Below are 1,016 nucleotides of genomic sequence, written 5' to 3' on the forward strand. Positions count from 1 at the left end.
TGCGCGCAGCCGGACGGTACGCGCAGCGGACGTGCGACGCGCAAAGTTGATCCTGATGCTCGAGGACGGCGAATCGCGCGACAGCATCATGCGCATACTTTGCTGTGACTCGCGCTTCATCTCGCGCTGGTCGGGGCGCTTCCTCAGCGAGCGGTTGGCCGGCATGTACGCCCGGCATCCCGGGCGCGCGCCCACGCAGCCGCCGGCCAGACTGGAAGCGCGGGTGCTCAACCGTACCCTCAAGCACAAACCCGCCGACGGCTCGACACACTGGAGCAGCTACAAGCTCGCGGCAGAACTCGGCGACGTGTCGGTCTCGACAGTGCAGCGTATCTGGCGCAAGCACGGCATCAAGCCGCAGCAGCTGGAGCGGCACATGGTCTCCAACGACCCGGACTTCGAGGCCAAGGCGGCGGACGTGATTGGGCTGTACCTGAATCCGCCGGCGCACGCAGCGGTGTTCTGCGTTGACGAAAAAACCGCGATCCAGGCACTCGATCGCAAGGACCGGATGCTGCCGCTGTCGCGCGGGCGCGCCGAGAGTCATGGCTTCGAGTACAAGCGCAATGGCACGCTCAGCCTGTTCGCGGCGTTTAACACCGCCACCGGCGAAGTGTTGGGCAAGACGGCCGCGCGCCACACCAGCGAACAGTTCGTGGCCTTCCTGACCGATGTTGTCGCCAGCCAGCCAAAACGCAGGAAAATCCATGTGATCTGCGACAACGTCAGTAGCCACAAGACGCAGCGGGTCGCCGACTTCCTCGACGCGCATCGCAACGTGCGCCTGCACTTCACGCCGACCTACTCGTCGTGGCTGAACCAGGTGGAGAACTGGTTCTCGCGCATCCAGCGCGATGTGATCGCTCGCGGCATCTTCACTTCGGTGAAGGATCTGGATCGCAAACTGATGCGCTATATCAGCGAGCACAACAAAAGCCCGAAGCCGATCAAGTGGAAGTATGACGATCCATCGCGCCGGGTTCGACCGGTGCCAATTCAATGACGCAGTGGACTAG

At 63.2% G+C, this 1,016-nt stretch carries 1 protein-coding gene; it reads left to right on the forward strand.

Annotation, left to right across the window (positions count from 1 at the left end; all coding sequences use genetic code 11):
* Positions 1–1,003: IS630 family transposase (locus tag M3I54_RS44330; protein ID WP_254346724.1), on the forward strand; the 1,003-nt coding region annotated here is incomplete at its 5' end.
* Positions 1,004–1,016: the final 13 nt, after the last annotated feature.

The sequence above is a fragment of the Paraburkholderia sp. CNPSo 3274 genome (assembly GCF_024206475.1).
GTDB lineage: Bacteria > Pseudomonadota > Gammaproteobacteria > Burkholderiales > Burkholderiaceae > Paraburkholderia.